Origin of the sequence: Streptomyces sp. UW30 (genome assembly GCF_008042075.1) — a bacterium.
Classification (GTDB): Bacteria; Actinomycetota; Actinomycetes; order Streptomycetales; family Streptomycetaceae; genus Streptomyces.
This window is the reverse complement of the sequence record NZ_RDBN01000053.1, coordinates 610,398-637,372: the sequence shown is the minus strand read 5'-3', so window position 1 is coordinate 637,372 and position 26,975 is coordinate 610,398. Positions and strand designations below refer to the sequence as shown.

General features: G+C 70.9%; 25 protein-coding genes and 1 tRNA gene. 19 read left to right on the top strand and 7 right to left on the bottom strand.

The genetic code is table 11. From position 1 onward, the window contains the following. Window positions 1–81: 81 nt before the first annotated feature. Window positions 82–597, bottom strand: a complete 516-nt coding sequence (locus EAO75_RS37075) for a heme-degrading domain-containing protein (protein ID WP_147999510.1) — start codon at window positions 595–597, stop codon at window positions 82–84. Further along, window positions 594–1,667: a Gfo/Idh/MocA family oxidoreductase gene (locus EAO75_RS37070; RefSeq protein WP_147999509.1), complete on the bottom strand. Its 1,074-nt coding sequence runs from the start codon at window positions 1,665–1,667 to the stop codon at window positions 594–596. Before EAO75_RS37070 ends, EAO75_RS37075 begins: the two co-directional genes overlap by 4 nt. Window positions 1,668–1,816: 149 nt before the next feature. Between EAO75_RS37070 and EAO75_RS37065 the strand changes: the two genes are divergently transcribed. The 13 genes from EAO75_RS37065 (at window position 1,817) to EAO75_RS37005 (ending at window position 14,392) form a co-directional block, all read left to right on the top strand. Beyond that, the gene (locus EAO75_RS37065; RefSeq protein WP_148000504.1) at window positions 1,817–3,001 is read left to right on the top strand and encodes an ROK family transcriptional regulator; all 1,185 of its coding nucleotides are present in this window, start codon (window positions 1,817–1,819) and stop codon (window positions 2,999–3,001) included. Between the two features lie 138 nt (window positions 3,002–3,139). Beyond that, window positions 3,140–3,991 carry a hypothetical protein gene (locus EAO75_RS37060; RefSeq protein ID WP_147999508.1) on the top strand — a complete coding sequence of 284 codons (852 nt, stop codon included), beginning with the start codon at window positions 3,140–3,142 and terminating at the stop codon, window positions 3,989–3,991. A 68-nt stretch (window positions 3,992–4,059) separates the two neighbouring features. Then, entirely contained in the window at window positions 4,060–4,815 is a 756-nt protein-coding gene (locus tag EAO75_RS37055) for a GntR family transcriptional regulator (protein ID WP_147999507.1), read from the top strand. 141 nt (window positions 4,816–4,956) lie between these two features. Further along, entirely contained in the window at window positions 4,957–6,081 is a 1,125-nt protein-coding gene (locus EAO75_RS37050) for a TIGR03364 family FAD-dependent oxidoreductase (RefSeq protein WP_147999506.1), read from the top strand. Between the two features lie 5 nt (window positions 6,082–6,086). Next, a complete protein-coding gene (locus EAO75_RS37045) occupies window positions 6,087–6,773 on the top strand; it encodes a phosphonatase-like hydrolase (protein WP_147999505.1) in 687 nt (228 codons plus the stop codon). Further along, window positions 6,770–7,846 (top strand): ABC transporter ATP-binding protein, encoded by a 1,077-nt coding sequence (locus tag EAO75_RS37040; RefSeq protein WP_147999504.1) that lies wholly within the window; start codon window positions 6,770–6,772, stop codon window positions 7,844–7,846. The genes EAO75_RS37045 and EAO75_RS37040 overlap by 4 nt, the downstream gene beginning before the upstream one ends. Then, window positions 7,839–8,657 carry a 2-aminoethylphosphonate ABC transporter permease subunit gene (locus tag EAO75_RS37035; protein ID WP_147999503.1) on the top strand — a complete coding sequence of 273 codons (819 nt, stop codon included), beginning with the start codon at window positions 7,839–7,841 and terminating at the stop codon, window positions 8,655–8,657. Before EAO75_RS37040 ends, EAO75_RS37035 begins: the two co-directional genes overlap by 8 nt. Further along, complete coding sequence (locus tag EAO75_RS37030) at window positions 8,644–9,441, top strand: ABC transporter permease (protein WP_147999502.1); 798 nt, start codon at window positions 8,644–8,646, stop codon at window positions 9,439–9,441. The genes EAO75_RS37035 and EAO75_RS37030 overlap by 14 nt, the downstream gene beginning before the upstream one ends. 38 nt (window positions 9,442–9,479) lie before the next feature. Beyond that, window positions 9,480–10,535, top strand: coding sequence for a 2-aminoethylphosphonate ABC transporter substrate-binding protein (locus EAO75_RS37025; RefSeq protein ID WP_147999501.1), 1,056 nt, complete (start codon window positions 9,480–9,482; stop codon window positions 10,533–10,535). A gap of 102 nt (window positions 10,536–10,637) precedes the next feature. Next, entirely contained in the window at window positions 10,638–12,209 is a 1,572-nt protein-coding gene (locus tag EAO75_RS37020; RefSeq protein ID WP_410092620.1) for an alkaline phosphatase family protein, read from the top strand. Window positions 12,210–12,285: 76 nt separating this feature from the next. Then, window positions 12,286–13,065: an HAD-IIA family hydrolase gene (locus tag EAO75_RS37015; RefSeq protein ID WP_147999499.1), complete on the top strand. Its 780-nt coding sequence runs from the start codon at window positions 12,286–12,288 to the stop codon at window positions 13,063–13,065. A 104-nt stretch (window positions 13,066–13,169) separates the two neighbouring features. Further along, window positions 13,170–13,724, top strand: coding sequence for a hypothetical protein (locus EAO75_RS37010; RefSeq protein ID WP_147999498.1), 555 nt, complete (start codon window positions 13,170–13,172; stop codon window positions 13,722–13,724). 2 nt (window positions 13,725–13,726) lie between these two features. Next, window positions 13,727–14,392, top strand: a complete 666-nt coding sequence (locus EAO75_RS37005) for a class F sortase (RefSeq protein WP_147999497.1) — start codon at window positions 13,727–13,729, stop codon at window positions 14,390–14,392. Between the two features lie 234 nt (window positions 14,393–14,626). Here the strand turns inward: EAO75_RS37005 and EAO75_RS37000 are convergent, their stop codons facing one another. Beyond that, window positions 14,627–15,406 (bottom strand): GAF and ANTAR domain-containing protein, encoded by a 780-nt coding sequence (locus EAO75_RS37000; RefSeq protein ID WP_147999496.1) that lies wholly within the window; start codon window positions 15,404–15,406, stop codon window positions 14,627–14,629. Between the two features lie 152 nt (window positions 15,407–15,558). Here EAO75_RS37000 and EAO75_RS36995 point away from each other — a divergent pair, with 152 nt between their 5' ends. Continuing rightward, on the top strand, window positions 15,559–16,587 hold the full coding sequence (locus EAO75_RS36995; protein WP_147999495.1) for a glycoside hydrolase family 6 protein: 1,029 nt from the start codon (window positions 15,559–15,561) through the stop codon (window positions 16,585–16,587). 88 nt (window positions 16,588–16,675) lie between these two features. Here the strand turns inward: EAO75_RS36995 and EAO75_RS36990 are convergent, their stop codons facing one another. From EAO75_RS36990 to EAO75_RS36975, 4 genes are all read right to left on the bottom strand, one after another. Further along, window positions 16,676–18,613 carry a kelch motif-containing protein gene (locus tag EAO75_RS36990; protein ID WP_147999494.1) on the bottom strand — a complete coding sequence of 646 codons (1,938 nt, stop codon included), beginning with the start codon at window positions 18,611–18,613 and terminating at the stop codon, window positions 16,676–16,678. Beyond that, the gene (locus EAO75_RS36985) at window positions 18,610–20,625 is read right to left on the bottom strand and encodes a glycosyltransferase family 2 protein (protein ID WP_147999493.1); all 2,016 of its coding nucleotides are present in this window, start codon (window positions 20,623–20,625) and stop codon (window positions 18,610–18,612) included. The genes EAO75_RS36990 and EAO75_RS36985 overlap by 4 nt, the downstream gene beginning before the upstream one ends. A gap of 323 nt (window positions 20,626–20,948) precedes the next feature. Further along, entirely contained in the window at window positions 20,949–21,665 is a 717-nt protein-coding gene (locus EAO75_RS36980; protein ID WP_147999492.1) for a FadR/GntR family transcriptional regulator, read from the bottom strand. 227 nt (window positions 21,666–21,892) lie between these two features. Further along, window positions 21,893–21,966, bottom strand: a tRNA-Lys gene (locus EAO75_RS36975). A gap of 185 nt (window positions 21,967–22,151) precedes the next feature. Between EAO75_RS36975 and EAO75_RS36970 the strand changes: the two genes are divergently transcribed. The 5 genes from EAO75_RS36970 to EAO75_RS47800 all read left to right on the top strand — a co-directional run. After that, window positions 22,152–23,525: a peptidoglycan-binding protein gene (locus EAO75_RS36970; RefSeq protein ID WP_147999491.1), complete on the top strand. Its 1,374-nt coding sequence runs from the start codon at window positions 22,152–22,154 to the stop codon at window positions 23,523–23,525. A gap of 57 nt (window positions 23,526–23,582) precedes the next feature. Further along, window positions 23,583–24,713: an SPFH domain-containing protein gene (locus tag EAO75_RS36965; RefSeq protein WP_147999490.1), complete on the top strand. Its 1,131-nt coding sequence runs from the start codon at window positions 23,583–23,585 to the stop codon at window positions 24,711–24,713. A 119-nt stretch (window positions 24,714–24,832) separates the two neighbouring features. Further along, window positions 24,833–25,438 (top strand): lytic polysaccharide monooxygenase, encoded by a 606-nt coding sequence (locus EAO75_RS36960; protein ID WP_147999489.1) that lies wholly within the window; start codon window positions 24,833–24,835, stop codon window positions 25,436–25,438. Between the two features lie 91 nt (window positions 25,439–25,529). Next, complete coding sequence (locus EAO75_RS36955; RefSeq protein WP_147999488.1) at window positions 25,530–25,997, top strand: DUF3592 domain-containing protein; 468 nt, start codon at window positions 25,530–25,532, stop codon at window positions 25,995–25,997. A gap of 40 nt (window positions 25,998–26,037) precedes the next feature. Further along, the coding region (locus EAO75_RS47800; RefSeq protein WP_261989575.1) for an AMP-binding protein at window positions 26,038–26,975 on the top strand (938 nt) is incomplete at its 3' end.

The window sequence follows — 26,975 nt, the reverse complement described above, 5'->3', positions numbered from 1 at the left end:
GCCACCACCGGACTTGAGAACCCTCCCTCATTGTCCGCGCGGCGGTCATGCCCCGCACCTTTTCCCCGCCGGGCGGCCCGACTACAGCCCCAGGAACCGCTCCAGCGCCTGAGTCACGAACCGGTGGTCCTCCAGCTGCGGCAAGCCGCTCACCGTCACCGACCCGATGACGCCCACGCCCTCGACGTTGATCGGGAACGAGCCGCCGTGCGCCGCGTAGGTGTCGGGGTCCAGGCGGGAGGAGTCCTCGAACGTCGTGCCCTTGGCGCGGAAGCGGGCACCGACCACGTAGGAGGAGGTGCCGTAGCGCTCCACCACCCGGCGCTTGCGGGAAATCCAGGCGTCGTTGTCCGGCGTGGAGCCGGGCAGGGCCGCGTGGAACAGCTGCTGGCCGGCCCGGTGGATGTCGATGGCGACCGGGGCCTGGCGCTCGCGGGCCATCTCGACCAGCAAGGAGCCCAGCGTCCAGGCGTCGTCGTAGGTGAACCCGCGGAAGACCAGCCGCCGTTCCTGCGCCTCCAGCTCCTGAAGCGGCGGAGTGATCTCCGGGTGGAACTTCGGGGTGATCTCCGAACCGTGTGCCTTACCGGGTGTCACAGCGTCACCGCCACCTTGTCGTGCGCCGAACGGCGCGCCGCCTCCAGTACGTCGAGCGTGGCGGCCGCCTCCAGGGCGGTCACCGGGTTGGGGGCGCCGTCCAGCAGTGCGCCCGCCACGGCCGCATAGTAGGCCGGGTAGTCGCCGGGGAGCGTGGGTTCGACGCGGCCGCCGCCCGTCAGCGGGGACTCGCCGGCGCCCACCCGGCCCCACAGCGACTCGGGTTCCGTGCCCCAGTCGGCGGTCGTGTCCGGGCGTCGGCCGTCCCGCAGCGCCGCCTCCTGCGGGTCCAGGCCGTGCTTGACGTAGCCCGCCTTGGAGCCCAGCACCCTGAAGCGCGGGCCGAGTTGGGCGGTCGTGGCGGAGACGTACAGGTGGGAGCGGACGCCGCTTGCGTGCGTGAGCGCGATGAAGGTGTCGTCGTCCGTCTCCGCGCCGGCACGGCGGATGACCGCCTCGGCGTACACCTGCGTGACGGGGCCGAACAGGACCAGCGCCTGGTCGACGACATGGCTGCCGAGGTCGTACAGCAGACCTCCGATCTCTGCCGGGTCGCCGGACTCCCGCCAGCCGCCCTTCAGCTGTGGACGCCAGCGCTCGAAGCGGGACTCGAAGCGCCATACGTCGCCCAGCTCGCCCTCGGCCAGGAGGTGGCGCAGGGTCAGGAAGTCGTTGTCCCAGCGGCGGTTCTGGAAGACGGAGAGCAGCAGGCCGCGCTCCTCGGCGAGCGCCGCCAGCTCGCGTGCCTCGGCGGCCGTGCCGGCGATCGGCTTGTCGACGACGACCGGGAGGCCCGCCTTGAGGGCGGCGGTGGCGAGCGGGACGTGCGTCTTGTTGGGGGACGCGATGACGACGAGGTCGAGATCGGTGGCGCGGGCGAGCAATTCGTCGGGCGTGGCGGCGACGCGTACGTCCGGGTGCTCGGCGCGGGCCTGCTTCTGCCGCTCGGGGTTCGAGGTGACCACCGTGTCCAGGGCGAGGCCCTCGGTGGCGGCGATCAGTGGAGCGTGGAAGACGGAGCCGGCCAGGCCGTAGCCGACCAGGCCGACGCGGAGGGGAGTAGCACTCATGGATCCCACTTTCGCAACGCTGTTGCCAAAGTGCAAGCGGCGGGGACAATGGACGCCGTGAACAGGACGAAGGGCACGGCGTGAACAGGACGAAGGGCCGGGCTGCCGCCGACGGGGCGGGCGGCGACGCGCGGCAGAGCCGCACATCGTTGCAGCTGGGTGCCCTGCGCAGCCACAACGCCGCGCTGGTGCTCGACCTGCTGCGCACGGCGGGAGCCGAGGGGATCAGCCGGCTCGAACTCGCCGAGCGCACCGGTCTCACCCCGCAGGCGGTCAGCAAGATCACCGCCCGGCTGCGGGAGGACGGGCTCGCGGCGGAGGCGGGGCGGCGGGCGTCGACCGGGGGCAAGCCGCGCACGGTGCTGCGGCTGGTGCCGGAGGCCGGGCACGCGGTGGGCGTGCATCTGGACCGGGACGAGCTGACGGCCGTGCTCTGCGACCTGACCGGTGCGGTGGTGGCGCGGCGGAGCGCCGCGCTGGATCTGGGGGCCGGTGCGGAAACGGTTGTCGAGCGGGCCGTGCGTGAGGTGGGGGAGCTGACGGGCGACGGCGGGCGGCCGGGTGCGGGTGGTCGGGGGCCGGTCGCYCYGTTCCCCGCGCCCCTAGGGGGTTCAGGCGACCGTCGCCCTCAAGAGGCGCGGGGAACCGTGCGACCGGCCACGACGGTTCCGGTGCTCGGGGTCGGCGTGGCGCTGCCCGGACCGCTGGACCACCGGCGCGGTGTCCTGCACCGGGTCACCGGGTTCCCGGAGTGGAACGGCTTCCCGCTGCGGGACGTGCTCGCGCGGCGCCTCTCGCTGCCGGTCGTCGTCGACAAGGACACCAACGCCGCCGCGCTCGGCCTCGCGGTCGGGGGCGCGGCGGGGGACCTCGCGTCCTTCGCGTACCTGCACTTCGGGGCCGGCCTCGGAGGTGGGCTGGTGATCGGGGGAGTGGTGCACCGGGGTGCCCGGACGGGGGCCGGGGAGTTCGGGCACCAGGTGGTCCAGCTGGACGGGCCGCCCTGCGGGTGCGGCAACCGCGGCTGCGTGGAGGCGCTGTGCCTGGCCGCCGTGGCGCGCGGCGACGTGGCGGAGGCGGCGCGCGTGCTCGGCACCGCGGCCGGCAACCTGGTCGCCCTGCTCGACGTCGACCTCGTCCTGCTGGGCGGCCGCACGGTCGCCGCCGCGCCCGAGACCTTCGTACGGGGGGTCGGCGCGGTCCTCGCCGAACGCGCCGGCCGCGCGGGCGAGGACGCGGTACCGGTACGGGTCGCCTCCGGCGAGGGACTGGGGGTCGCCGAAGGAGCGGCGCAGTTGCTGCTGGCGCCGTTGTTCGGGCGGGCGGAGGGGTGAGGGCGAGGTGCGTCCGGACGGGGGAGGGCGACCCGAGTGCGCGTCCGTCCGCCCCGGCCGGCGTGCGCTGATCGAGCGGACTTGCCCGGCCGTACGGAATGGCTCCGCAGCGCGCCGCCTGCCACCCGGCATGCTCATGTGATCATGCGACTGCACACACCTGCTTCCCTCTGCCTCGCAGCAGCCGCCCTCCTGGCCGCGGCGCCCCCGGCGTCCGCGCAGCCGCCCGCCGCGCTCCCCAGCTGTGCCACCGGGGACGGGGCCTTCCCGCTCACCACCCGCCTCCACGGCGGCCCGCGCTCGTACGCGGCGGGCGGCGGATTCGGCGTCTGGTACCTGGACCTCACCAACACCACCGGCCGGACCTGCACCGGCATCCACCCCGTCGTCGTCCTGGTCGACGGCAAGCACGCCCTCAAGCCGTCCCAGCCCCGGCTGGAGTTCTACGCCGCCCCGAACGGCACTCCGGACGCCGCCCCGGACGCCACCCCGGACGGCACCGGCCCGCACCCCGTCCGCTTCGAGACCACCGACGAGGACGAACTCGTCGGCGCCTTCGACGGCTTCCCCGGCTTCACCGTCGGCCCCCGCAAGACCGTCACCGTGAAGGTCCGCCTCGCGGTCACCTCGGACGCCGTACCGAACGACGTCACCGTCAACGCGGCCGTCGTACAGCGCCACGAGGGCGACGGCGACTGGGTCGGCCAGTCCAACGACTACCGCTTCCGGATCGAGGCCGACCCCACGGACGCCGCCGGCGAAACCGCCCCGCCCGGCCGGGGCCACCCCACCGACCCCGCCCACCGGGACGCCTCGGCCGGCCCGAGCACCTCTGCCTCCCCCGGCACCGACCCGGCCCGCAACCGGCTCACCCTCGCCGACGAACTCGCCGGAACCGGCCTCACCTCGGCCCCCGGCGTCACCCTCGCCGCCACCCTGGTCCTGCTCCTGACCGGCGTCGGCCTGCTGGTCGCACGCAGACGCCGCTGAGGCCAAGTCCCCGCGGATCACCGGGAGGCGCCGCCCGAGCGGCCCACCCCGTCTGCGACGATCCCTGCGTGGACTACCCGAACGACCAGGCCCCCGGCGCCCCCGTGCGCCAGGGCATCCCGGAGCACGGCCGCATCCCGAAGTACTACGCGGTGAAGGCCCGGCTCGACCAGCTCATCGGCGAACTCGGCGAGGGCGACCCGCTGCCCACCGAGCGTGACCTCTCGGAGGAGTACGAGGTCGCCCGCGAGACCGTCCGGCAGGCGATCCGCGAGCTCGTGCTGGAGGGGAAGCTGCGGCGGCAGGGGCGGGGCACCGTCGTCGCCGGCCCCAAGCTCGAACAGCCCCTCTCCCTCGCCAGCTACACCGAAGGTGTCCGCCGGCAGGGCCGCACCCCCGGCCGTACCCTCGTCACCCTCGACCGCTTCCCCTGCCCCGCCGCCCTCGCCGCCGAGGCCGGACTCGAACGCGGCGAACCCGTCTGGCACCTGGAGCGCGTCCTGCTCGCCGACGACGAGCGGGTCGGCCTGGAGAGCACGTACGTCGCCGTCGCCCGCGTGCCGCGCCTCGACGTGGACTTCGACCCCGACTCCTCCTTCTACGCCTTCCTGCACGAGCAGGGCATCGGCTTCGGCGACGCCGACGAGCGCATCGAGACCGTCCTGGCCACCCCGCGCGAGGCGCTGCTCATCGGCACCCCTCCCGCCCTGCCGATGCTGCTGATCCACCGTGTCTCACGGGACACCGAAGGCCTGCCACTGGAGCGGGTGCGGACGCTGTACCGGGGCGACCGCTTCTCCTTCAGCGCCCATCTTCGGGGCTGAAAAGTCCAGAAAACGACCCTTTCAACCCTCGCCTGAATATCACGAACAGATAACGGGTCTAGCCCAAACGTGATAGCCAGTTCACGCTCTCGTTGTCAGCCGGACCCTTCCGGTTACCCGATCCCGAGGAGCGTTGCCGTCGTGAGAGTGATAGTCGTCGGAGCCGGCGTGGTGGGCACCATGCACGCCTGGCAAGCAGTGGAACGCGGCCATGAGGTCGTACAGATCGAGCGCGAGGCGGAGGCTCGCGGCGCATCTCTGCGCAACTTCGGCCAGATCTGGGTGAGCGGACGCGCGGGCGGTGCGGAGCTGGAGACCGCCCTGCGGGCCCGGGAGCTGTGGGAGGAGATCGGGACCCGGGTACCGGGCCTCGGCTTCCGGCCCAACGGCTCTCTGACCCCCGTCCGCGGCGACCTCGAACTCGCCGTCGCCGAGGCCGCCGTGGCCCGCGAGGACGCCGCCGCCCGCGGCCACAAGCTGCTGACCCCCGACGAGGCTCGGGCCCTGAACCCCGCCCTGCGCGGCGAGTTCACCGCCGCCCTGTACTGCGAGCGGGACGCCGCCGTCGAGCCGCGCACCGCACAGCTCGCCCTGCGCGAGGAACTGCTGAAGTCCCCGAAGTACACGTTCAAGCCCGGCCGTGAGGTCCGCGAGGTCATCGGCGGGAGCGCCGTCCGCGACGACCACGGGGACGTGCACAGCGGCGACGTCGTCGTCCTGTGCACCGGCGCCTGGCTCGGCGGTCTGGTCCGCGAGCTGGCCGGACCCGACCTGCCCGTGCGCCGCGTCCGCCTGCAGATGATGCAGACCGATCCGCTGGGCGAGCCGCTGACCACCTCGGTCGCCGACTCGGACAGCTTCCGCTACTACCCGGCCTACGCCTCCGCCGCGCTCGACGCCCTCAACGCCGGTCAGGCGCAGACGGAGACCGCCGCAGCCCACAAGATGCAGCTGCTGATGGTGCAGCGCGCCGACGGCGGACTGACCATCGGCGACACCCACGAGTACGAGCACCCCTTCGCGTTCGACACGCTGGAGGACCCCTACGACCACCTCACCGAGGTCGTCGAGTCCCTCCTCGGCCGCCCGCTGCCGAAGGTCCGGCGCCGCTGGGCGGGCGTGTACGCGCAGTGCACCGACACGACGCGGGTCGTGCACCGGCAGCAGGTGCGCGACGGGGTGTGGCTGGTCACCGGCCCCGGCGGGCGCGGCATGACCTGCTCGCCCGCGATAGCCGAGACGACCGCGAACGAACTGGGTTGGTGACAGACATGACACTCCATCAGGACATCCGGCTGGTCGTCCTCGACATGGCCGGCACGACCGTCGCCGACGGCGGCCTCGTCGAGCGGGCCTTCGCGGCGGCCGCCGCCGAACTGGGCGTCGAGCCCGGCTCCCCGGACCACGCCGACAAGCTGGCCTACGTCCGCGCCACCATGGGCGAGTCCAAGATCTCCGTCTTCCGGCATCTGTTCGGCGACGAGGAGCGGGCGCAGCGCGCCAACGCCGCCTTCGAGAAGGCGTACGGCGCACTCGTCGACGGCGGGCTCGTCGCGCCGATCCCCGGTGCCCGCGAGACCATCGAGGAACTCCAGGCCGGCGGTCGCAGCGTCGTCCTCACCACCGGTTTCGCCCGGGTCACCCAGGACGCGATCCTCGACGCGCTCGGCTGGCAGGACCTGGTGCCCCTCACCCTGTGCCCGGCCGACGCCGGGGGCCGGGGGCGGCCGTACCCGGACATGGTCCTCACCGCGCTGCTGCGGACGGCGGCCGCCGACGACGTCCGGGAGATCGCCGTCGTCGGCGACACCTCCTACGACATGCTCAGCGGGGTCCGCGCGGGCGCGGGCCTGGTCGCCGGTGTCCTGACCGGCGCGCACGACGCCGACGCGCTGCGGAAGGCCGGCGCCACCCATGTCCTCGGCTCGGTCGCGGAGTTGCCAGGAGTGCTGACATGAGCGGCATCCGCTTCGACTCCGTCAGCGTCGCCTACGACGGCAACGTCGTCCTCGACTCCCTCGACCTCACCGTCGAGCCCGGCGAGGTCATGGCGCTGCTCGGGCCGTCCGGATCCGGCAAGACCACCGCGCTGCGGGCGGTCGCCGGGTTCGTACGGCCCGCCTCCGGGCGGGTGTTCCTCGGCGGTCAGGATGTCACCGGCCTGCCGCCGTACCGGCGGGGCATCGGGATGGTCGTCCAGCAGTACGCCCTGTTCCCGCACATGCGGGTCGAGGAGAACGTCGCCTTCGGACTGAAGGCACAGAGGGCACAGAGGGCTCAGAACGCGGCCAAGGTCGCCAAGACCGAGATCCGCACCCGGGTCGCCGAGGCCCTGGAGATGACCGGCATGGCGGCCTACGCCCGCCGCTACCCGCGCGAGCTGTCCGGCGGCCAGCAGCAGCGCGTCGCCATCGCCCGCGCGCTTGCCATCCGCCCCGGCGTCCTCCTCCTCGACGAGCCGCTGTCCGCCCTCGACGCCCGGCTGCGCTCCGGCATGCTGGCCGAACTGGCCCGGCTGCACCGCGAGTTGCCCGACGTCACGATCCTCTACGTCACCCACGACCAGGTCGAGGCGCTCACCCTCGCCGACCGGATCGCGGTGATGGACAGCGCCCGGCTCCAGGCCTGCGGCACCCCGCGGGAGCTGTACCGGGCGCCCGCGAACGAGTTCACGGCCTCCTTCGTCGGCAACGCCAACCTGCTGCCGGTGACGGTCGGTTCGGGCGGCGTCGTCTTCGGCGGCGGCGAGCTGAAGGTGGACACGGAGGGCGCGGCGCGGGGTGCGAAGGCGACGCTCTGCGTGCGGCCCCATCTCGTCGGCCTCGGCGAGGGGCCCAACCGGCTCGCCGGGACCGTGACGGAGATCCAGTGGCGCGGGTCCACGCACCGGCTGTACGTCGAGGTCGACGGCCACCGGGTCATCGCCGACCTGCGGGAACTCAAGGACCCGCCGGCCCACGGCGACGAGGTGACGCTGCACTTCTCGCCGGAGGACGCGGTGCTGCTGACCGCCGGAGTCACCCATGACTAAACGGCTGCTGTGGGCCGCCCCACCGGTCGCCCTCCTCGCCCTCGTCTTCCTCTACCCGCTCGCCCTCGTCGTTCAGCAGTCCCTCCAGCCCGACTCCGGCGGCACCTCCCTCCAGCCCTACGCCGATGTCTTCGCCTCCGACTCCTTCCGCGAGGCGCTGTGGACCACCGTCTGGCTGGCGGCCGGTTCGACCGTCGGCTGTCTGGTCCTGGGATTCGTGATCGCGCTCGTCATCGCCTTCGTGCCCTTCCCCGGGGCACGGGCGGTGGCCCGCTTCATCGACGTCTTCCTGTCCTTCCCGTCCTTCCTGATCACGCTGGCCCTGCTCTTCATCTACGGCACGGTCGGCATGGCCAACGGCCTGTGGACCGACGTCACCGGCGCCCAGGACGGCCCGTTCCAGTTCCTCACCACCCCCTGGGGCGTGCTGCTGGCCGAGATCACGTACTTCACGCCCTTCGTCGTACGGCCCCTGCTCGCTGCCTTCTCCCAGCTGGACACCGCCCAGCTGGAGGCGGCCAGTTCGCTCGGCGCGCGCCCCCTGCGCATCGTCCGCCGGGTGATCCTCCCGGAGGCGGTGCCCGCGCTCGCGGCGGGCGGCAGCCTGGTCCTGGTGCTGTGTCTGAACGAGTTCGGGATCGTCCTGTTCACCGGCGCGAAAGGCGTCACGACCCTGCCGATGCTCGTCTACAGCAAGGCGATCCTGGAGTCCGACTACCCGGGCGCCTGCGTGGTCGCCGTCGTCAACGTCCTGATATCCGTGGGCCTCTACGGCCTCTACCGGGTGGTGAGCCGCCGTGCTGGTGCATAGCCGCGGGGCCAGGTGGGCCGTATGGCTGCTGTTCCTCGTCCTCTTCCTGCCCCTGTTCGCCCTTCCGCTCCTCGTCGTCCTCGGCGCCTCCTTCGCCACCAACTGGTCGAGCGTGCTGCCCTCCGGCTTCACCACCGGCCACTACTCGTCCGCCACCCGCGGCGAGGCCCTCCAGGCCCTCACCACCAGCCTGGTCACGGCCGCCGCCGCGAGCCTGCTCGCCCTGACCGCAGGGACGTGGGCCGCGCTCGCGGCAGCCGGACTGAAGAGGCGGTACCGCAGGGTCCTGGACGCGCTCTTCGTCCTCCCGGTCGCCGTGCCCTCCGTGGTCGTCGGCCTCGCGATCCTGGTCGCCTTCTCCAAGCCGCCGTTCCTGCTCAACGGCACCCGGGAGATCGTGATCCTCGCCCACACCGTCCTGGTCACCGCGTTCGCCTACCAGTCCGTGTCCGCCGCCCTGGCCCGCCTCGACCCGGCGTACGAACAGGCCGCCGCTTCCCTCGGCGCACGGCCCGCCTACGTCCTGTGGCGGGTCAGGCTCCCCCTCCTGCTGCCGTCGCTCACCGCCGCCGCCGGGCTCTGCTTCGCCCTCTCCATGGGCGAGTTGAGCGCGACGATGATGCTCTACCCGCCCGACTGGACCCCGCTCCCCGTCCTGATCTACGCGGCCACCGACCGCGGCGCCCTCTTCGCCGGGTCCGCCCTCGCGGTGGTCCTGATGACGGCGACCCTGCTCGCGCTGTTCGCCGTCTCCCGCATCCGCACCAAAGCCTCGTACCGCTGACCCCGAAGCCCCTCCCCGTGCAAGGAGTTCACCCCGCCATGCCCAGAAACACCCTCAAACTCGCCATCGCCCTCTCCCTCCTCGCCACCCCGCTGCTGTCCGCCTGCGGCGGCAACACGGCCGCCTCCGACGAGAAGGTCGTCACCGTCTACAGCGCCGACGGCCTCAAGGGCGAGAACGGCGACGGCTGGTACGACCGCATCTTCAAGGACTTCGAGAAGCAGACCGGTATCAAGGTCGAGTACGTCGAGGGCGGCTCCGGCGAGATGGTGCAGCGCGCCGCCCGCGAGAAGAACAACCCGCAGGCCGACGTGATCGTCACGCTCCCTCCGTTCATCCAGCAGGCCGACGGCAAGGGCCTGCTGCAGAAGTACGCCCCGAAGGGCTCCGACCAGGTCAACGGCGCCGACAAGGGCGCCGACGCCACCTGGACCTCGGTCGTCAACAACTACTTCGGCTTCATCTACAACAAGAAGGAGCTGGCGCAGGAGCCCAAGACGTGGGAGGAGCTGCTGGACGGCAAGTACAAGAACAAGCTCCAGTACTCCACCCCGGGCGTCGCCGGTGACGGAACCGCCGTCCTCATCAAGGCCATGCACGACTTCGGCGGTGACAAGGCCGCCCTGGAGTACCTGGGCAAGCTCCAGGCCAACAACGTCGGCCCGTCCGCCTCCACCGGCAAGCTCGCCCCCAAGGTCGACAAGGGCGAACTCCTCGTCGCCAACGGTGACGTCCAGATGAACTTCGCCCAGTCCAAGGACATGCCGAACCTCGGGATCTGGTTCCCGGCGAAGGACGGCGGCAAGCCCACCACCTTCGCCCTGCCCTACGCCGCCGGCCTCGTCACCGACGCCCCGCACACCGAGAACGGCAAGCAGCTCCTCGACTTCATGCTGAGCCAGGGCGCCCAGCAGCAGGTCAGCGAGATCGGCGGCGGCTTCAGCGCCCGCCAGGACGTCAAGGCCACCGACGCCAACGCCATCGCCCTCGCCAAGATCATCGAGGGTGTCGAGGTCTTCGAGCCGGACTGGGGCGACATCGACAAGAACCTGACAACGTATGTCGACGCCTGGAAGTCGGCCACCGGCAGCTGACCCGCCCCCTCAAGGCCACCCACCGGGGCCATACCACCAAGGCCACACCTGCAAAGCAGCTCCACCCGCAACGCCCCTGGCACCACCACCGGGGGCGTTGCCATGCGCGCACCCACCCGTTCCCAGGAGGATCACGTGACGTCACACCTGTCCCGCCGCTCCGTCCTCACCACCACCGCGGCGACCGCCGCCACCCTGGCACTGGGCACCGCCAGTGCTTCCCAGGCCCACGCCGTCCCCACGCTCCCGAACGGCACCAGCAACGACAAGGTGCTCGTCATCGGCATGGACGGGCTCCGCCACGACCGCATCGACGCGGCCAACGCCCCGCACCTGAAGGCCATGATGAGCGAGGGCACGTACGGCACCTCGCTGCTGTACGCGAGCCCGATGGCCGCCACGTCCTCGGGCCCCGGCTGGTCCACCATCTCCACCGGCGTGTGGCCCGACAAGCACGGCGTGAAGGACAACACCTTCGCCGGCAAGAAGTACGGCCAGTACCCCGGCTTCCTGGCCCGCCTCGCCCAGGTGCGGCCCGCGCTGTCCACCTACGCGGCCGTCGACTGGAAGCCCCTGGACGCGCAGGGCACCGTCACCCCCGGCGCCGACGCGAAGCTGGTCCTGGACGGCGACCGCGACGGCTACACCGGGCACGACGCCACCATCGCCGCCGAGTCCGAGGCGATCATCCGCGACCAGAACCCGGACGTCCTGTTCGTCTACTTCGGTCAGTCCGACATCGTCGGCCACAACCAGGGCGCCGGCAGCCAGGCCTACCTCGACCAGATCGCCGTGCAGGACGCCTACGTCGGCCGGCTGCGCGCCGCGATCAAGGCCCGGCCCTCCTACGCCTCCGAGCGCTGGACCGTGATCGTCGCCACCGACCACGGCCACCTCGACGCGGGCGGCCACGGCGGGTCCTCGGTCGAGGAGCGGCGCACCTTCGTGCTGGCCACCGGGCCCGGCATCGCCGCGGGCGCCCGCCCGATCGACACCCGGCTGGTCGACGTCGCCGCCACCGTCTTCAAGCAGCTCGGCATCACCGTCGACCCCGCCTGGGGCCTGGACGGCAAGCCGGTCCAGGAGCGCTCCACCGACCCCTTCGAAGCTCTGCGGCCCTCCCTGACCGGGCGGGTCGACGAGACCGGCATCCCGGCCGGCGTGCTCGGCTTCACGCACACCGCGCCCAGCGGCTGGTCCGTCATCAACAACGCGATGGGCACCGGCGGGATGACCGAGTGGCGCGGCTGGGCCTTCGCCACCGACGAGTTCTGGTCCCGCACCCAGCGCGACCAGTGGCGCGAGCTCAATGTCCGCTCGCGCGGCGTGTTCGCGGTCGCCGACTCCGACGAGTGGTCCGACAAGACTCTCTCCGGCACCTACGACTCGACCCTGGTGACACCCGCGTACGACGTCGCCGGCAAGACCAAGGTGCGGCTGGACTTCACCACCTTCTACCGGCAGGAGGGCTCCCAGACGGCCCAGGTCCTCGCCTCCTTCAACGGCGGCACGCCCACCGTCGTCAAGAGCTACACCTCCGACGTCGTCTCCCAGCCCCAGTCGCTGACCGTCGACGTCCCCTCCGGGGCCTCCAGCGTTAACTTCCGGTTCCGGTACACCGGCTCCAACAACTGGTACTGGGTGATCGACGGGGTCAGGATCAGCCAGTCCTGATTACTCTGGGGGCGTCGGTACGGCGTGGTTCCGGCGCCCCCAGCTCGTCCCGTACGCAGGCCAGGAGCAGAGCAACATGGCAGACCGCAAGCCCATCGAGTCATGGCTCACCGACATGGACGGTGTGCTCATCCACGAGGGCGTACCGATTCCCGGCGCCGACGCCTTCATCAAGAGGCTGCGTGAGTCCGGCAAGCCCTTCCTCGTCCTCACCAACAACTCGATGTACACCCCGCGTGACCTGCACGCCCGGCTGAACCGCATGGGCCTGGAAGTGCCGATCGAGAACATCTGGACCTCGGCCCTGGCCACCGCCAAGTTCCTCGACGACCAGCGCCCGGGCGGCTCTGCGTACGTCATCGGCGAGGCCGGCCTGACCACCGCGCTGCACGACATCGGCTACATCCTCACCGACCACGACCCCGACTACGTCGTCCTCGGCGAGACCCGCACCTACTCCTTCGAAGCCATGACCAAGGCGGTGCGGCTGATCAACGCCGGCGCCCGCTTCATCTGCACCAACCCCGACGAGACGGGTCCGTCGACCGAGGGCCCGCTGCCCGCGACCGGCGCCGTCGCCGCGCTGATCACCAAGGCGACCGGCAAGCAGCCGTACTTCGCCGGCAAGCCGAACCCGCTGATGATGCGGACCGGCCTGAACGCCATCGGCGCCCACTCCGAGACCAGCGCCATGATCGGCGACCGCATGGACACCGACGTGCTCGCGGGCATCGAGGCCGGCATGCAGACGTTCCTGGTGCTCACCGGTCTGACCAGGCCCGAACAGGTGGAGAACTTCCCGTACCGGCCGTCCAAGATCGTGGACTCCATCGCGGACCTCGTCGACCGGATCTGAAACCCCGTTCACCCGCAATACGACCCATACGGAGCAGTGCGGGCCCCGCTGAGGATGCGGGGCCCGTGCTCCGGGGGGAGCCTCCAGATAACTGGAGGTTCACGATGGGAACACTGCGGGTCACTCTCTGTACGATCGCCGCTCTCGGGGCGGTCGCCGTCACCCCGGCGGCACACGCGGCGGACGGAGGCGTCTCGCTCAGTCCCTCGTCCCCCCGCCCAGGCGGCGACATCACCCTGCGGGTGGACGGATGCCCCCAGCGGACCGCCACGGCCGTCTCCGAGGCGTTCGTCGCCGACGCACACCTCACCCTCGCCGCCGACGGCATCCTCGTCGGCGAGAGCCGCGTCCGCTCCACGGCCAAGGCGGGCACGTACGACGTGTCGGTCGCCTGCGGCGAGGAGTCCCGCACGGGCGCCGTCACCCTCGCCGCGAAGGGCGCGGAGCAGTCCGTACGGCACGGACCGCAGCCGTCGGCCCCCGCCTCTCCCACGGCCCCCGTCCGGGCCGGCGGCGGTGGCACGTCCCGGCTCGCGATGGTGGACGCCCGCGAGGCCGGCCCCGGTACGGCGCACACCGTGACCGGGCTGATCCTGGCGGGCGTCGCCGCCACGGCCGTGGCGCTGCGCAGCGCCCGCCGGAGCCGACGGCCGCGCTGACCATGGCCGAGCCCGAACGCTCCACCTACGGTGGCCGTCTCCTCATGGGCGTCGCCTGGACCGCGCTGCTGCTCGGGCTGTGGCTGTGGGGGAGGGAGGTCACCGGCGTACGACCGGCCGTCACCGCACCGGTGTCCGGTGACGTCGCGGCGGTCGGGCGGCCGGCGCCCGAACAACTGCCGCCCGCCGTACGGCCGTTGGGCGACGCAACTCCGCAGCGCCTCGACATCCCCGGGCTCGACCTGCGGGCACCGGTCGTTGCCCGTGGGCTCGACGTGCACGCCGCGATCGATCCGCCGCCCTACGAGCAGGCCGCCGCCGTCGGGTGGTACGCGGCCGGGGTGAAGCCGGGAGCGGCCGGGGCGGCGCTGATGGTGGGGCACGTCGACACCGAGAGCCGGCCCGCCGTCTTCCACCGCCTGGGCGCACTGCGGCCCGGCGCCACGGTTCGGGTGCTGCGCGACGACGGCAGGGTCGCCGAGTTCACCGTGGACGACGTCCGGGTCGTCACCCGCGACCGCTTCGACGCCCACCAGGTCTACGGGGCCCACCGGCCGGGCCGCGCCGAACTGCGCCTGATCACCTGCGCCGGCACCTTCGACCGGGCGACCCGCGACTACACGGCGAACGTCGTGGTCTCGGCGTACCTGACGGGCACAGGACTGTGAGGCGCTGACCGGACAGGGAGTACCTGGCCCGGCCGACGACATGCTCCCCCCGAAGCCGCCGACCGGGCTGGGTCCTCGACCGCGGGCGCACGGGCTGCGGGAGTAACCCGGCGTCCGACGCGGGAGGTCTTGAGTGACCACAGTGGAGACGGTCCGACCGGGGGCTGGGGTCGTCCGGAGTTGACTGTAGAACGGAAAGACGGCCGGGGCCTAGGGGAAGGCGCGGGGGGCCCGCTAGGCGCGTCCCTCGTCGTCCGCCCGCTCCGCCTCCCGGCGCAGCCCGGCGTCGTCCGCGACCCGGTCGATGACCGCCCGCGCGACCCGGTCCAGGGGCAGCTGATGCCGGCGCGCGTACTGCCGCAGCGCCACGAAGGCATGGTCGGCGGGGGTGTTCCAGCGCTCGGCGAGCATGCCCTTGGCCTGCTCGATGCGCACCCGGCTGGACAGCGCCTGCTGCAACTGACCGGCGAGGCTCTGGCACTGGGCGTACAGGGTGTTGTTCTCGAGGCCGAGGGCCGCGCTGTCGGCGATGAGCTGGGCCAGCCGCAGCGTCGAGTCGTCCTCGGACCGGGAGCCGCCGGGCAGGGCGGGGCCGAAGACGTTCAGCGCGCCCAGCAGCCGCTCATGGCGGCGCAGCGGAACCGCGTAGGTGGTGGCGATGCCTTGGGCGAGCGCCCGCTCGGTGAACTCGGGCCAGCGGCCGGCCGCCCGTGCCGCCCCGATCGAGACCGGTGGCACCGGCCGGCCGGAGCCGTAGCTGTCCAGGCAGGGCCCGCCGCCGTGCTGGGCCCGCAGCAGCTCCAGCGCGATCTCCCGCCGGATGCCGCCCGCCGCCACCGCCACCGTGCGGCCCTCCTCGAACAGCATGAAGCCGGCCGCCCGCGCTGCCAGTAACCGCACACAGTGGTCGGCGATCCGCGACAAGTGGTGCGCGCTCTCGAACCCCTCGACGAGCGTGTCCGCCGACTCCACCAACGCTTGTGCCAGCCGGATCTCCCGGGTGGACTGGTGCATGACCGCACACTTCCCTTCCCCTGTTCCCCTGTCGCCGTCGCAGTCGTCATAGTGGCTGTAACAGCTCCCCGACAAGGATCGGCGACCTCGTTCGCCTCACGACACGTATGTCAGGATTGAGCCTTGGAACGGAGCACCCGAGGGGGAGCTGGATGTACCTGAACAGGGGGGCCTGGAGGGGGGCTCGCGCGCGGACGTCCGCGATGGTGCTGGGGGCGGCACTGCTGATCGCGGGCTGTTCTTCCGGTGACGCGGACCAGCCGGACGACAACGCCGGCGCCGGGATCAGCCAACAGCCCAAGGACACCGACCCGTTCTGGGTGAACCCGGACGGGAACGCGGCAGAGCAGGTGGCCGACTACGTGAAGGACGGCAAGAAGGAGGACGCCGAGCAGATCCGCAAGATAGCGCAGCAGCCGACGGGCGAGTGGATCGGCCCGGAGAACCCGGAGCAGGAGGCCCGCGGCTACACCGAGGCCGCCGACAAGGCAGGCCGTACGGCGCTGCTGGTCCTCTACAACATCCCGCACCGCGACTGCGGCCAGTACTCCCAGGGCGGCGCCGCGGACGGCAACGCCTACCGGTCCTGGATCGACGGCGTGGCCAAGGGCATCGAGGACCGGGACACGACGGTGATCCTGGAGCCGGACGCGCTGCTGCACCTGGTGGACGGCTGCACCCCGGACGAGTTCCACGAGGAGCGCTACGACCTCCTCAAGGGTGCCATCGCCAAGCTCAAGTCCCTGAAGAACACCAAGGTCTACGTGGACGCGGGCAATGCCGGCTGGGGTCATCCCGACCAGATCTTCGAGCCCCTGAAGTGGGCGGGCATCGACCAGGCCGACGGCTTCTCCGTCAACGTCTCCAACTTCTACACGACCAAGGACTCGGTCGCGTACGGCAAGCAGCTCTCCACCAAGGTGGGCAACAAGCCGTTCGTCATCGACACCAGCCGCAACGGCAACGGCCCCTACACCCAGGGCGACCCGAACGAACGCTGGTGCAACCCGCCCGGCCGAGCGCTCGGCGAAACCCCGACCACCAAGACGTCGGACCCGCTGGTGGACGCGTACGTCTGGGTCAAACGCCCCGGCGAGTCCGACGGCGAGTGCAAGGGCGGCCCGAAGGCGGGCGAGTGGTGGGCGCAGTACGCCTTGGGCTTGGCGAAGGGTTCCAAGTAACGCCGATCCCCGCGCCCCTSAGGGGCGCGGGGATCGGCGTTACCAGCCACGAAGTCACCCGCAGCCGAAGACGAGACGCGCGGCAGCGCTACGGCACCCTCACCCACTGCGCCTTCGACGGCGTCCCTTGATCGTCCGTCACGAACAGCATGTACCACCCCGACGGAACCAGATTCCGGTTCGTCGGCACATCCACCGTGATCTTGTCGCCGGACTTCTTGAAGTCCAGCTTCACCGACCGCTGGTCCACGTCCGTGACATGCGTCGACGCACTCGGCCGCATCAGCCGCACGTTCTCGATCGACGAGGCGTGCTGCGAGGTGAACGTGCCCGTCCCGCCCCGCTTGATGGTCTGCGGCCCACCCGACAACGACGGCTGGGCGTCCCGGTACAGATACGGCGGCGTATAGATCTCGACCCGCTGCTCGAACTTCCCCGGCTTGGTGTTGGCCTTGTCGGCGTACAGCGAGTCGGAGCCGAAGAACATCACGCGCCCGTCGGGCAGCAGGATCGACCCCGAGTGGTAGTTCCGGCCCACGAGCGGGTCGGCGACCCGGTCGAGAGCCTTCGCGCCGGGCCGATAGAGGTGCGCCTGAAGGATGTTGGAGTCACCGCGGCCCCGGTAGTCCTCGGAACCGCCCGACACCAGCAGACTGTCGTCCGGCAGCACGGAGGCCTGCGGATACCGCGTGCCCTTCTCCAGCGACGGCCCGTCCACGAACTCCGGGCTGTCGTCGTTCAGATCGATGATCCGGGTCTTCTCGCTGGACTCCTTGGACTCACCGACGCCACCGCCGCCGATCACCATGTACTTCTCGTCCTGCGCCGGCGGCAGCAGCACCGTGCCCGAGGTCTCCATCAGCTTGGGATCGCTCATGCCGGCCAGCTTGCTGAACTTGTTGGTGTCGACGTCCCAGATGCCGGGATCGCGGCCCACGTTGTCGGGACCGTAGCCCGCGTTCGAACCCGAGTAGAAGATCTTCCCGTTCTCCAGCGGGAACAGCGCCGGGTACGTCGGGAACTGCCGCAACTTCGACAGGTACGTCCACTTCTTGGTCTTCGGGTCGTACACCTCGTTCTTGCCCGGCACCAACTGGCCGATGTCGTCGAGGCCGGAGACGCTGAGGATCTTGCCGTTGCCGAGCGTGGTGAGCGTCGGGTACCAGCGGGCCTCGTGCATCGGGTCGACCTTGATGTACTTCTCGGCGACCGGGTCGAACTCATAGGCATCCCGGATGCCCTGGAAGTCCTTCTTGTCCAGGGCGAGCTTCTGCGCGATGCCGTACGTGTTGCGCGCGTCGGCGCCGGACAGGCCCTGGATCCGGTAGTTGTCCTGGGTGCCGGTCTCGTACTTGGCGCCCTTCTTCTGCGCCTCGACATAGATCCGGCCGAGACCGGGGTCGTTGCGCAGGAACTCGCCGGTCGCCTTGTCGAAGACCTTCTTCGCACGCGGCACCAGCACCGGGTCCTTGGAGACGAACGTCTTGCCGTTCTCCTTGCCGGTGAACTTGGTGCCCGCGGGCAGCGTGATCGGCTCGTCCGGGTTCTCGTTGTGGACGATCATCAGGCCGCCGGCCTTGGTGACGTCACCCTTGAGCTTCTCGTAGCGCTTCGTACCGCCCGCGATCAGCAGGTTGCCGTTGGACAGCTGGGTGTGGCCCGTGCAGAACAGGTCGTTCGGCGTCGGCACCTTCTTGATCGTGCCCTTGACCGGGTCCCAGATACGGGTGTCGTACTTCTTCGCGTCGAAGTTGTCCTGGTTGTTGCCCGAACCCGCGATCAACAGCACCTTGCCGGTGTGCAGGAGCGCCGCGTGGATCGTGTTGAGGCGGTACTCCTCGGGGAATTCGACGATCTCCCACTTGCCGTTCTCGGCTTTGTACTCGGGTCTGTTGATTTGGTACTGGTGGTATTTCTCGGTGCCGACGCGATAGAGCCACGGCCCGTTCATTCCGGCCAGCGCTAGCACCACCGCCGTGCCTATCGCGAGTCGACGGGCGCGGCGGCGGCCTGCACGGTCGTTCATTCCTTACGTCCCCCAAGTCCACCCAGGGCGATCTGCATCGTCTGGTCGTTGCCGCCACTGCCCGACGCGGCCCAGCTCGGCTTGTGCTGGCCGTGCTGGCCGTGCTGGCCGTGCGGTGGCGTGGCGTGTGCGGGCATCGGCTGCGGCTGGTACGCAGCCGCGCCTCCGCCCGTGGCCACCGCGTCCTGCGGCCCGGTCTGGGACGGCACGGTCGCGGCGGGCTTCTTCCGGTCCTGACGCAGCATGTAGCGCCAGGCGAAGATCGGCGTCGCCGTGATCAGCATGGCAAACGTCGCCCAGATGATCATCGCGGGGTGCGAGTGCCCGTAGACGAAACCGGCGGTGATCGAAGCGCCGAAAATCCCGATGAAGTACCAGTGGTAGCGGAAGGTTCCGAACCACCGGTCGGGGCTCGCGGAATCGCCCTTGGGAGTGACGACGAACTTGCTCTTCTTGCGCAGCACCGCGTCGAACAGCGCCTTGGCGTACAGCGGCGCCGACAGCGCGGACATCACCATGCCCGCCACACCGCCGGAGCCCTCGGGCTCGTGCGGCGAGACGTTGTGGCGGCGGTTCCAGACGTACAGGCCGATCTGGAGCGCGGAGGCGTTGCCGTAGAGCATCAGCCAGATCGTCGGGTCGATGTTCACACCCGAGGCGCCCAGGCCCAGGAACAGCGCACAGCTCAGCGCCGCCAGGATCCAGTTGAGCGCCGACATCGGGTAGAAGATGATCATCATCGTGTAGTTGAAGAGCTTGCTCGGCGGCAGCGAGTACCAGCCCTTCCAGTACTGCTTGAGGATCGTCTCGTACGTCCCTCGCGACCAGCGCATCTGCTGGGTGAAGAAGTCCGTCCAGGCGCTGGGACCCTCACCGACGGCGAGAACGTCCGGGGTGTACACGGACCGCCACTTCTTGCCCGTCGCCGGGTTCTTGTGGCGGTGGATCTCGAAGCCGGTCGCCATGTCCTCGGTGATCGAGTCGTACAGACCGCCGATCTGCTTGAGCGCCTTGATGCGTACGGCGTTCGACGTACCCACGAACATCGGGGCGCCGTACTTGTTGCCCGCCCGCTGGATCAGCGCGTGGAAGAGGAACTGCTGGGACTCGGCGGCCTTGGTGACGAAGTTGTCGTAGTTGCCGTACACCTGCGGGCCGATGACGAAGCCGACGTTCGGGTCGCGGAAGAAGCCGAGCATCCGCTCCAGGTAGTTGGGCAGCGGCACGTGGTCGGTGTCGACCGAGGCGAAGAAGTCGTAGTCGTCGCCGTGCGCGTCCAGCCAGGCGTTGTAGTTGCCGTGCTTGGTCTTGGCGCGGTGCGGGCCCTTGGCCTGGTTCCACTTGGCGACGCCCTTGCGGGAGAAGTGGTGCACGCCGAGCCGGGCGCACACCTCCTTGACCTCCGGGTCGTCGCCCTCGTCGAGCAGCCAGATGTGCAGCAGGCCCCGGTGGCGCAGCTTGACGGCCGCCTCCAGGGTCTTCGTCACCATCTCCAGCGGCTCCTTGCCGGGCACGAAGGAGGTGAGGAAGGCCACTCTCGTGCCGGTCTCCGGCACCACCGGGATCGGGTCGCGGGCGACCAGCGTGGCGTGCGCGTTGGACAGCACGTTCATGCAGCGGAAGAACTCGATCAGACCGATCGAGACGAGCATGACTATGTCGAGCGCCGGCAGGAAGTCGTAGGCGGGATAGTCCCGTTCGGTCCAGTGCTCGGGCTGTAGCAGCCAGAACAGCAGGACCAGCGAGAGCACCGGGGCCGCGGCCAGCATCAGGGCGACCCTGATCCGGTGCGGCTCCTGCGAGATCAGCGAGCGGTACTCGACCCGGTACGGCTTGTTCGGGTCGGGCTGGGTGAGGGGACCGGCCAGTCGGCTGTAGTGCTCGTAGTCGTACTTCGGCAGCGTCTTCTTGATCCGGCGGAACGCGCCGGTCCGGGTTTGCGAAGGCACCCGTAGCTGTGTTGTCTGAGACGGGTCGAAGTTCTGCCGGGCGCCCGTCGGCGTCGACGTCATGAGTCATCCCCCCACACGCAGGTCACCGCGTGTCTGTCGGTTCCTTAACGACTGTGTCGATCCCCCTCGACCTCCACAGGCGTATCAGTGGTGGGCCGCAGTCACCACATCTTCCACACCTTAGACATGGAAACGCGACCTTCCGGTTGCATCATGCCCCCCTCGGCATGAGGTCATGAACGGGGCCCCCTACTCCCCGCAAAAACCGGCAACCGGCTCCTTGCCCCCCAACTGCCGCGTATCCGCAGCATCTTGGTAAACCCAACCCCAGGGTTCTACGGCGTTCCGCATGATCGCAAGATGCGAAACGAGGTGTTTACCGGTCATACGCGCTCATTGTGGCACCTGTGGGGGTGTTGTGTACCCGTTGTGGACACGCGGGCGCGGATGTTGCCGAAGTGCTCCCTTATGGCCTCCTCCGCCCGTATCGCGTCACCCGACCGCACCGCGTCCACGATCTCCCGGTGCTGCCGGCAGGTGACCAGGGGATCCTGCGGAGCACCCCCGAGGTCGGTGTGGACCCGGTGGAAGGCGTCCCAGAACGCCTCCATGACTTCGCCGAGCAGCGCGTTGTCCAGCCCTCGGTAGAGGGTGGCGTGAAACGCCCGATCGGTCTCGGCGATTCCGTCACCGCCGCGCGCCGCCTGCTGTTCCATACGGTCCACGAGCGCGTCCAGTTCAACGAGGTCGGATTCCGGTATTCGCCCCGCGAGCCGCGCCACCAGCCCCGCCTCCACGGCCTCCCGCAGCTGTACGAGCTGGAGCAGGGTGTCCTCGCCCCGGTGATGCCCGGCGACCGTGCGGAAGGCGAGGCCCTCGATCATCGGGGCCAGCGACATCGTGCCGACGTACGTCCCGAAGCCGTGCCGGATCTCCACGATGCCCATCGCCTGCAACCCCTTGAGCGCCTCGCGCACGGAGTTGCGGCTGGCCCCCAGGTGCGCCATCAGCTCGGGCTCCGTCGGCAGCGGGGCCCCGGAGGCCAGCCGGCGGTCGATGATGAGCTTCTTGATCCGCTCTTGCAGGTCACGAGCTGCCATGGCCAGAGGGTATCCGGCCAAACACGCCAGAAGCCCCTCGCTTGCACGAGGGGCTTCCGGACGGCCTGTGCGCCGCCAGGGACTCGAACCCCGGACCCGCTGATGCTGCATTTCCCGGGGGGTAACCCCCGGACCCCCAGCCGCGCCTGCAAGACCCGGGGGCCCGGGAGGCCGCCGGGGGCGCATGCGAAAAGCCCCCCGCAGTTGCGAGGGGCTTTCACTGTCTGTGCGCCGCCAGGGACTCGAACCCCGGACCCGCTGATTAAGAGTCAGCTGCTCTAACCAACTGAGCTAGCGGCGCGTGCTGACGGCGTTAACTCTACATGACCTCTGGGGGTGCCCCGGACCGCGCGGCCGGGCGGTCCGGGGGGAGCGCGGCCCCTTGTAAACCATTCGGACCGTCAACATGCGAGTCCGGAAGACAGTTGTGAAACTGACGGTGTGTACAGCCGCGGACATTTCCAACAGGAGTGTGAGGGGAATCGCATGGAGGCTCGGTCTCCGGTATTCGAGGAATTCGATCCGGCGAGTGACTGCGACTGCCCCGGATGCGCCCACTGGCAGCGCGTCCTGCCGCATTCCACGGCCGGCCGCCACCCGGCCGCCACCCGGGCGCTGATCCTCGCCGCAGCCGCCTCCACCACCGTCGCCGTCGGCCACACGGCCCCGGCCCTCGCCGCCCCCCACACCCTCGACCGACCGGCCGTTCCCGCAGGTGACGAGCCCAGCACCCCCCAGGGCGGCAAGGCCCCGCTGCACGGCCCGGGCGGAGCGCCGGCCAAGCCCGCCGGCACCGTCAAGGCGCCCGCGACCACCCGCGCTGAGATCATCAGGCGGGCCAAGAATTGGGTCGCGGCGAAGGTGCCGTACAGCATGTCCCGGTACTGGTCGGACGGATACCGGCAGGACTGCTCGGGCTTCGTCTCGATGGCATGGAGCCTGCCCGGAAACGAATGGACCGGCAGCCTCGACCAGTACGGCGTACGAATCTCCCGGGAGGAACTGCAACCCGGCGACATTCTGCTCTTCCATAATCCCGCTGACCCCCAGAAAGGCTCGCACGTAGTCATTTTCGGCGGCTGGACGGACTACACGCTCACCTACTACACCGCCTACGAGGAGGCTCCCCCGCACGCCCGGCGGCAGGCCACCCCGTACGCCTACTGGAACCACTCCGACCGCTACGTCGCCTACCGCTACAAGGGACTCACGAGCGCCGGCTCGTCGGGCAAGAAACCGGACACCGGGCAGCCCGAGGGCGAGCGGCCGGGCGGCGGGAAGCCGGACACCGCCAAGCCGGAGGGGCCGACGCGCCCCACGCCGTACCCGGGGCCGGCGCACTTCGGCCCCGGAGCCAACAACAAGCACGTCACCCAGCTGGGCCGGCTGCTCGTCGAGCGCGGCGCCGGCCGGTACTACACCACCGGCCCGGGCCCGCGCTGGTCGGACGCGGACCGCAGGGCCACCCAGGCCTTCCAGCTCGCGCAGGGCTGGCGGGGCCAGGACGCGGACGGGCTGCCGGGGCCGTCGACGTGGGCGCTGCTGGCGGCGGGCAAGGGCAAGGACATCCCTGCCGGGGCGACCGGCGCCCGCCCACCCGAGCAGCCGTCGTCGCACGGGGTGCCCGGCTATCCGGGGAGGGCGCTGTTCCGGCCGGGCGCCGACAACCAGTTCATCACCCAGCTCGGCGAGCAGCTGGTGAAGAGGGGATTCGGCAAGCACTACAAGACCGGCCCGGGTTCGCGCTGGAGCGAGGCGGACCGACGTGCCGTCGAGGCGTTCCAGCGCTCCCAGGGCTGGCGGGGCGGCGCGGCCGACGGCTATCCGGGGCCGGAGACCTGGCGGCGGCTGTTCTCGTAACCCGACATCGCGGCGACCACAGTTGTGACGCATCTGGCGCGGAGGCTGGAGGCACCCATGACCACGACCACTTCTCACACGCCCGAGCCCGAGGGGCTCGGGGGGCCGGCCGAGGTGCCGGTGCGGCCCGGGCGGCTGATCCAGAACGAGGCGACCACCGAGATCCCCGTCCATCTGCTGTTCCGCGACGAGGCGGGCCCGGTGTCGGTGCCGCTCAGACCGACGGTCGTGGCACGCCGGCAAGGCACGGGGGAGCAGCCGCGCCTGCGCCGCCCGGTCCAGCCGAAGCCGCGTCCCGAACCGGAGGTCGACCCCGATCTGGTGGAGCGGCCCGCGCGGGTGCTGCCCGGTGCGGCGGGTGTGCTCGCCGGTGCCTGCGGGGCGGCCGGGTGCCTGGCCGCCTCGTGGTGGGCCGGGGTGCTGCCGCCGCCGGCGGTGGCGGCGCTGGGGTTGCCGGCGTCGGCGGGGGCCGGACTCGGCCCGGCGCAGTGGGCGGCGTACGCGGGAGCCGGGGGCCTCGGGCTGCTCGGCTTCGGCGGGCTGGCCCGCGGGCGGACCGGGCGGGCCTGGGTGCTGGGGCTGTTCGGCCGCTACCGGGGGACGGTCCGGCGCACCGGCCTGATGTGGGTCAACCCGCTGCTGCTGCGCCGCCGGGTCGACGTACGGCTGCGGCACTGGCGCAGCGAGCCGATGCCGGCGGCCGACGGCAACGGGGTGGCGCTGCGGGCGGTCGTCCTGGTGGTGTGGCGGGTGAAGGACACCGCGCGGGCGCTGCTCGGGGTGGAGGACCACGAGTCGTACCTGCGCGAGTGTGTCGAGGCGGCGCTGGCCCGGGTGCCGGTGGAGATGCCGGGCGGCCCGCGGGGTTCCGTCGAGGCGGCCGCGGACGTACTGACCCGGCTGGTGGCGCGGGACGCGGCGGGGGTCGGCCTCGAGGTGTTCTCGGTGCGGCCGGTGCGGATGGAGTACGCGCCCGAGGTCGCTGCCGCGATGCACCGCCGCCGTATCGCCGCGCTGGACGCACGGGACCGGGCCACCATGGTCACCTCGGTCGTCGACTCGGTGGAGGACACGGTGACCCGGCTGACCATGCGGGGCCTGGTCGAGCTGGACGACTACGAACGCAAGGCGCTGGTCAAGGACTTGACGGTGGCGTTCTGCGCGGGGCGGGGCGAGACGGCGATCTGACGGTCCCTCGAACATGTCCCTCGATTGGTATGGACATGTTCAACAGTCAGCAATAATCTGGGACTTGGTCTAGACCTGCAAGCTCGCCGAACTTCCCCCACGTTCCCAGGAGCAGCAGCATGCGCAGAAAGGCCAAGTGGTACGCCGCCGCACTCGGACTCAGCACCGCCGGGGCCCTCGTGCTCTCCGCCGGAGGCGCGAGCAGCCACGGCTACACCGACCTCCCCATCAGCCGGCAGAAGCTCTGCCAGAACGGCACCGTGACGAACTGCGGCTCCATCCAGTGGGAGCCGCAGAGCGTCGAGGGCCCGAAGGGCTTCCCGGGCTCCGGCCCGGCCGACGGACAGATCTGCAACGCGGGGCTGGGCCAGTTCGCCCAGCTCAGCGCACCGAACGCGCCGTCCGGCGGTGCCTGGCCCACGACCAGGGTGTCGGGCGGTCAGAGCTACACCTTCCGGTGGCAGTTCACCGCGATGCACGCCACGACCGACTTCAAGTACTACGTCACCAAGCCGGGCTGGAACCAGAACCACAACCTGGCCCGCTCCGACCTCAACCTCACCCCGTTCCTGACGATCCCGTACAACGGGCAGCGACCGCCCTCCACGCTCTCCCACAGCGGCACCCTGCCGTCCGGGCTGAGCGGACACCACGTGATCCTCGCGGTGTGGACGATCGCTGACACGAGCAACGCGTTCTACGCGTGCTCGGACGTGACGTTCTGAGGTTCTCTTGAGTCAATGCCCAGGCCGGCGTGGGTAGGTTCCTCCCACGCCGGCCGCACGGGGTCGGCGGATCGACCTCGGGGGATGAACGATGGACGTGATCTTCTATGTCGTACCCGGCCTGATCATGGCCGTGGCACTGTTCATGGCGTACCGGGTGGTGCGCCGCTCGCTGCAGATGCGCAGCGCCTGGAACAGCGGGCTGACCGCGCAGGGGCGCTGTCTGCGGATGTACACGACGACCCACGGCGGCAGCGGTGACTCCCGGGTGCACACGACGCTGCACCACGTGTACGAGTTCACCACCCATGACGGCCGGCCCATCCGCTTCGAGGAGGAGGACGGCCCCGGGACGACGGTCGAGGGTGACGTCGTGACCGTGTACTACGCCGACGGCCCCCAGGTGGTGGCCACGGCCCACCGCCCGAGCCATGGCAGGCAGGCGGCGGCCACCGTCGGCATCCTGGTGTTCCTCGGGGTGGTCGTGCTGTTCTGCGCCGGCTTCATGGTCACCTACACGGAGATGTCCTCGGGCATGGACGCGATGAACGGCTTCTGACCCTCCACATCTGACTGTACGTCAATTACCGTGCGCCCTCATGGAGTCCACTACGGGACGCACGGTCGCGGAGCTCGTGGCGGCCCGGTGGGGTGACCACCGGCCGGGCCTGTGGTTCGACGGGGAGGCGCTCACCCATCACGAGGTGGCCGCCGGGTCGGCAGCCCGCGCCGCGCTGCTCGCCGACCTCCTGCCACCCGGCGCCGAGCCGCACATCGGCGTGCTTCTCGACAACATCCCCGAGTACCCGCTGTGGCTCGGCGCGGCCGCCCTCGCCGGAGCTGCCGTCGCCGGGATCAACCCCACCCGCCGGGGCCCGGAACTCGCCCGCGACATCCTGCACACCGAGTGCCGGGTCCTGATCACCGAGCGAGCCCAACTGCCGCTGCTGGACGGCCTGGAACTACCCGGCGTACGGCTGCTGCTGACCGGGACGCCGGAATACGACGCCCTGCTCGCGCCCTACGCCGACGCCCGCCCCGACCCCTACCACGCCACCCCGCACGACCGGCTTCTCCTCTACTTCACCTCCGGCTCGACCGGCGCCCCCAAGGCCGCGATCTGCACCCAGGGCCGGCTGGCCGCGGCGGGGTACTCCCTGGCGGACCAGTTCCGGGTGCGGCCCGACGACGTGCACTACATCTGCATGCCGATGTTCCACGGCAACGCGGTGATCGCCGACTGGGCCCCCGCCCTCGCGGCCGGCGCGGGCGTGGCGCTGCGGCGGCGGTTCTCGGCGTCGGGGTTCCTGGCGGACGTGCGGCGGTACGGGGCGACGTACTTCACGTATGTGGGCCGGGCCGTGCAGTACATCCTCGCGACCGAGGAGCGGGACGACGACCGGGACAACCCGCTCCGGCTCGGCTTCGGCACGGAGGCGGGCGCCGTGGACGCGGCCGCGTTCGAGCGCCGGTTCGGGGTGCGGCTGGTGGAGGGGTACGGGTCTTCGGAGGGCGGGGCCGCCGTGCAGTGGTCGCC